Below are 1157 nucleotides of genomic sequence, written 5' to 3' on the forward strand. Positions count from 1 at the left end.
GGGCTTCTTCCGCCTGGCCGGCTCGAGGGGGCACGCTCTCCCACCCCGTTTAAGGTTTTTGTAAGCCCCCCTGAGGAGGATGGAGGTAGGGACCCTAGGGGTCTCGGAAGGGAGGCGGTATGCGTAAGGGTACGCGGTACGGTCTTCTGGCAGGCCTCGCCCTCCTCCTTGCGGCGTGTGGAGGGCAGTCGGGCAGCACTGGAGGTGGCGGCTCCTCGGGTACGGTGAACACCCCCGGGGGTCAGGTGCAGGCCACCCTCCAAGGGGGTACCTTTACCCAAAGGCCCACCGCTCAGAGCGTGACCCCACCTCAGGGCTTCCAGGCGCCCTATGGGGCCATCGCTTTCACCGCCCAGGTAGCCCAGGGGGGAACCCTCACGGTGAGCCTGACCTTCCCCCAGGCCATTCCGGCGGGGGCGGTCTTGATGAAGTACCTGAACAACAACTGGCAACCCGTACCTAATGCCCAGATCTCCGGGAACACGGCTACCTACAAGGTGCAAGACGGCGGCCCCCTGGATGCCGACGGGCAGGCCAATGGCCAGGTGGTGGACCCGGTAGCCTTGCTCGTCTCCTCGGGCGGTGGCGGCGGCGGCTCTAACCCCTCTTTCACCCTCTCCCTGAACCCCACGATCCTCACGGTGCAGCAGGGGTCTAGCGGCACCACCACCCTGACGGTGACGCCCCAGAATGGCTTCACCGGGACGGTTTCCCTCTCCTTGGTGGGTGCGCCCAGCGGGGTCAGCCTCTCGCCCACCAGCGTGAGCGTCTCGGGCAGCAACCCGGTGACCCAGGCCCTCACCCTCGCGGTGGCCTCCAGCGTGGCCCCGGGGACGTACAACCTCCAGGTCAAGGGCACCGCGGGGAGCCTCAGCGCTCAGGCCAGCCTGAGCCTAACGGTGAGCGCGCCAGCGGGCATCGCCTGGACCTTGCGCACCTCGGGGGGCCACTCCCTCTACGACGTGACCTACGGGAACGGCCTCTTCGTCGCCGTGGGCAGCCCGGGCGCGATCCTGACTTCGCCCGACGGGCAGAGCTGGACCGCCCGGAAATCGGGGACGACCAATCAGCTCAACGGCGTGACCTACGGGAACGGCACCTTCGTAGCGGTGGGCGAGGGCGGTACTATCCTCACCTCGACGGACGGGGTGACCTGG

1 protein-coding gene is annotated in these 1157 nt (G+C 67.9%); it reads left to right on the forward strand.

Translation table 11 applies throughout. From position 1 onward, the window contains the following. Positions 1 to 119: 119 nt before the first annotated feature. The coding region (locus H531_RS15045) for a choice-of-anchor U domain-containing protein (protein WP_245540707.1) at positions 120 to 1157 on the forward strand (1038 nt) is incomplete at its 3' end.

The organism is Thermus islandicus DSM 21543 (genome assembly GCF_000421625.1).
GTDB classification, from domain to species: Bacteria; Deinococcota; Deinococci; order Deinococcales; family Thermaceae; genus Thermus; species Thermus islandicus.